Below are 3,626 nucleotides of genomic sequence, written 5' to 3' on the forward strand. Positions count from 1 at the left end.
TGAGACGACTTAATATATAATACAGAACGTTTTACTAAATGTCAACAACTTTGTTGAACATCTTTTTGGCGTTGCTTTCTTCAAAAGACAACTTGAATATATTACCCCTTTTATTAAATCAGTGCAACCCCTTTGTTCAACAGAAACATTTTCTCAGTTCAATTTTAAGTCGTGCTATACTAGTAGACAGTAATAAAACAGATTAAGGAATCAAAAATACATGGCAAACAACCCCGAAAAGGTGGATGCTGCTGAGTTTCTAGCAATGTTGCTACAATACAGCCGTGACTTCCACTACAACCACATTAACGTTAGCGTCCGTTTGAACCGCAACCCTGCCTACACACGTCAAGTGATGAACGTCATGTTGAAGCGTAACTCAAAGAAGTACGGTAACGACGAGCGCCTATACGCATCAATGACCGCTGACGAAGCTACCAAGTTCCTATCCCTAGTGAACCAACTTAAGGAAGAGATGTTTGCGAACTTCGCTGACAAGATTACTTGGCACACTGATCTACTTGTTCGTGAGGAACAAGAGTTTGGTTACCGTCAAATCCGCGAACGTGACCAATACAATAACCTTGAATTCGAATTACTACTATAGTCTTCTACCCCAGTATTCACTTACTGGGGTATTTTTTTACGCAATTTCATCATGTCCAATTGCTACAATAGCGATACTGAGAACTCACTCGAAAGGAGGAAAGTCTATGTATCGTCAACTTTTTGTATTTGGTAGCCGTATTCTTGGGCTTAATCACGTCTGGCAACTTTCTGGTAAGGAACTGTGGGAAGAGTTAGCAAGTAAGCCTGCCACAGCCGCTGAACCTAGTACGAAATTGCGTCATGAATTCGAAGTTGTATCCGAAGAGTACATGGAGATTCTAGTCCCTAAGGATTTTAATCTACACAAACCCACTACCATCATGTTGTACTTACATGGCGGTGGCTTTATCGAACCAATAACTGCCTACCACTGGCATTTCATTGGTGATTTAGTACGTAATACAAATATCCCATGTGCTATGTTGGATTACCCACTAGTACCACATGCAACACTGGATGAAATTTACGAACGTGTGCATCAAGCCATTTGGCGTTTACGTCACACTTACGATGATTGTGACATTGTCTTGGTTGGTGATTCCGCCGGTGCTCAGATTGCGCTTGGTTATGTCCAACTAATGGAGGCATTCCCTATCAAGCGCATTGTTGCCATCAGTCCAATGGTTGATATGACACTAGCTAATCCGGATATTGAAGGCGCCGCAAAACACGATCCCGTTTTGTCATTAAACGCCATGCCTGACTTGATAGAAGCCATCCGTGGTTCACACGATATCGTTGAACCGATCGTCTCACCTATCAACGGTAACTTTGATCACCAAAAGATTCTTTTAATCAGTGGTACGCGTGACTTAACGAATCCAGATAACCGCATTTTCGCCAAAAAGTTCGCTGACAGTGTGACCTATATCGAAGGCACTGGGTTACCACACGCCTATCCAATTTGGCCACTGACGCGTAACTTGGCCGCTAAGAATCAGATTTACGATTTTATTATGGGTTAATCTTATGAAATACGATTTTAAGAAAATGGCCGCGGTTGAGTTCAATTCAACCAAGCGTCCTAAGCAAGTCGTGGTCCCTAGCCATTCTTATTTTGAAATTCACGGCACAGGCAATCCCAACGATGCATTGTTTCCTGATTACATTGCAGCCTTATACAGTGTCGCGTATCCGACCAAGATGGCCTTCAAGAAAGCAGACTCATCTCTTCATGGCATCTATACTGATTACACAGTCCCGCCTCTACTAGGCGATTGGACAATCAGTCGCGTCGCTGTTGATCGAGGGGCCTGGACCAAAGACGACTTTGTATTTAGACTACGCATGCTGATTCCAGACTTTGTGCCCATCGCACTTGCTGAAAAGATGCTTTTAGACGCCAAAGCAGCGGGCAAATCTAAGCTGATTGATAAAGTTGATATTATCACGTTACCTGAGAAACGCGTGGTTCAAATGTTACACGTTGGCCCTTATGACGACGAGCAAATATCATTTGATCACATTGAGATGTTTCTAAACGAGCATCAGCTGGTTCGTACTTCTCAGAACCATACTGAATACTATCTAAACGACGCCCGACGTATCGCCCCAGACCGTTTAAAGACGGTATTGGAAGTTGAGGTGACCCCAAAATAAAAAGTGATCACAGCATTACGCCTGTGATCACTTTTTTTATTTCATAGTTAAGCTGCTAATGGCAACGCATAAACAACTTCAAATTTTTCCAATACAACGTGCAAACGACTGAAATCGACAATTTCACCGACTTCCGCAAATTCACGTTGGAAAAATTCTCCGTGCGTGCGACGCCAAGTTTCAAGTGACTTATCGCCTTCACCTTCTGCATAGGCATGGTCACTGCCTACTTGATGATAAGGCACCACAGATACTTCCTTTGTGCATAGCACAGCTACTGGATTGCCACTCCCATCCAATAGAATATCGTAACAAGAATTAGCTGTTGGGATTTGTTCCCCTTCTAATTGATACAACTCATATGCACTGGCTGTCGCAGTCTTTTCTCCGGCAAGTGTCAGTTGTGCGAGTTCATCCGCTTGGCTTGGTGACGTACCAAACGACCAAGCGCTGCCAAATACTGCATTTGGTAGGTTGTGTTCTTCCTTGAATTGATTCCAATACGCTTCTTCTGCTGGTTTCATAACGTCCCCCATATTTAGTATCTACGAATAAGTCTATCAAAGATACTAAAAAAGTGCCGACTTCAACAATCGACACCTTTATATGGGTTAGTTTTCAGGTACTGGGTGTTGTGCAGTATAAAGCGCTGCAATGATACCGTGCGCCACTGACACATTAAGTGAGCGCACTGATCCGGTCTGTGGAATATAAATCATTTTATCCGCGGCTTGAATCAATTCATCGGCCAAGCCAATTTGTTCCTCACCAAACAAGAAAACACTCTTCTCAGGGAATTCCGTCTCGAAGACATTATGTAGTTCATAACCTGGTGTGTTATCAACAGCATAAATCGTATATCCCTCTGCGTGCCATTCGTCAAACAAGGCTTGATAGTCCGTAATCTTACGGTGCTTAATGTGCTCGTAGTGTTGCGCACCAACTGCCCCCGTCTTATTCCACTTCTTTGCACCCTCTTCATTTTCAGGATCCATTGGATTTTCTGGGTTCAAAAAGACGATTTCACGACCAGAAAATGCGTTGTGGTTACGTACTGCTGTCGCTTTATTGAAATCGTGGGTCAAGTTTTGAAGTGCAGTAATCATATAACCACGACGTTGATCCAAGGCCTGCATAATATCATCGTTGGTCATGCCTTTAAAATCATCACCCAAGTTACGATAATCAATGGCATTTTTCAAATCAATCTTACTCATGTTTTTCTTCTCTTCTTAATTTATATGTAAATCTAGCTTATCATTTTTATGTACAAAAAGAAAACCGCACCATATCTGGTACGGTTCACGTTGCATCGCGATGTCCTATCCTCGCAGGAAGCGATCCTCCAACTACTTTCGGCGCTATTGAGCTTAACTTCTGTGTTCGGTATGGGAACAGGTGTGACCTCAATGCCATCA

At 42.8% G+C, this 3,626-nt stretch carries 5 protein-coding genes and 1 rRNA gene; 3 read left to right on the forward strand and 3 right to left on the reverse strand.

Going from position 1 to position 3,626, the window contains the following annotated elements:
* The first annotated feature begins 220 nt into the window (after positions 1-220).
* The 3 genes from C6P11_RS08855 (at position 221) to C6P11_RS08865 (ending at position 2,208) form a co-directional block, all read left to right on the forward strand.
* Entirely contained in the window at positions 221-607 is a 387-nt protein-coding gene (locus C6P11_RS08855) for a hypothetical protein (protein ID WP_135520423.1), read from the forward strand.
* Positions 608-713: 106 nt separating this feature from the next.
* The gene (locus C6P11_RS08860; RefSeq protein ID WP_135520425.1) at positions 714-1,574 is read left to right on the forward strand and encodes an alpha/beta hydrolase; all 861 of its coding nucleotides are present in this window, start codon (positions 714-716) and stop codon (positions 1,572-1,574) included.
* A gap of 4 nt (positions 1,575-1,578) precedes the next feature.
* Positions 1,579-2,208, forward strand: a complete 630-nt coding sequence (locus C6P11_RS08865) for a GyrI-like domain-containing protein (protein WP_135520427.1) — start codon at positions 1,579-1,581, stop codon at positions 2,206-2,208.
* A 47-nt stretch (positions 2,209-2,255) separates the two neighbouring features.
* Here C6P11_RS08865 and C6P11_RS08870 read toward each other — a convergent pair whose 3' ends face one another.
* From C6P11_RS08870 to rrf, 3 genes are all read right to left on the reverse strand, one after another.
* Positions 2,256-2,732, reverse strand: a complete 477-nt coding sequence (locus C6P11_RS08870; protein ID WP_135520429.1) for an ASCH domain-containing protein — start codon at positions 2,730-2,732, stop codon at positions 2,256-2,258.
* Between the two features lie 87 nt (positions 2,733-2,819).
* Complete coding sequence (locus tag C6P11_RS08875) at positions 2,820-3,425, reverse strand: TrmH family RNA methyltransferase (RefSeq protein WP_003610885.1); 606 nt, start codon at positions 3,423-3,425, stop codon at positions 2,820-2,822.
* A gap of 92 nt (positions 3,426-3,517) precedes the next feature.
* A 5S ribosomal RNA gene (gene rrf / locus C6P11_RS08880) occupies positions 3,518-3,626 on the reverse strand; the annotation flags it as partial.

Origin of the sequence: Weissella confusa, from assembly GCF_004766315.1 — a bacterium.
Classification (GTDB): domain Bacteria; phylum Bacillota; class Bacilli; order Lactobacillales; family Lactobacillaceae; genus Weissella; species Weissella confusa_A.

Coding starts and splice junctions, on each gene's coding strand:
- C6P11_RS08855 (WP_135520423.1), top strand. CDS start 221: ATGGCAAACAACCCCGAAAAGGTGGATGCTGCTGAGTTTCTAGCAATG.
- C6P11_RS08860 (WP_135520425.1), top strand. CDS start 714: ATGTATCGTCAACTTTTTGTATTTGGTAGCCGTATTCTTGGGCTTAAT.
- C6P11_RS08865 (WP_135520427.1), top strand. CDS start 1,579: ATGAAATACGATTTTAAGAAAATGGCCGCGGTTGAGTTCAATTCAACC.
- C6P11_RS08870 (WP_135520429.1), bottom strand. CDS start 2,732: ATGAAACCAGCAGAAGAAGCGTATTGGAATCAATTCAAGGAAGAACAC.
- C6P11_RS08875 (WP_003610885.1), bottom strand. CDS start 3,425: ATGAGTAAGATTGATTTGAAAAATGCCATTGATTATCGTAACTTGGGT.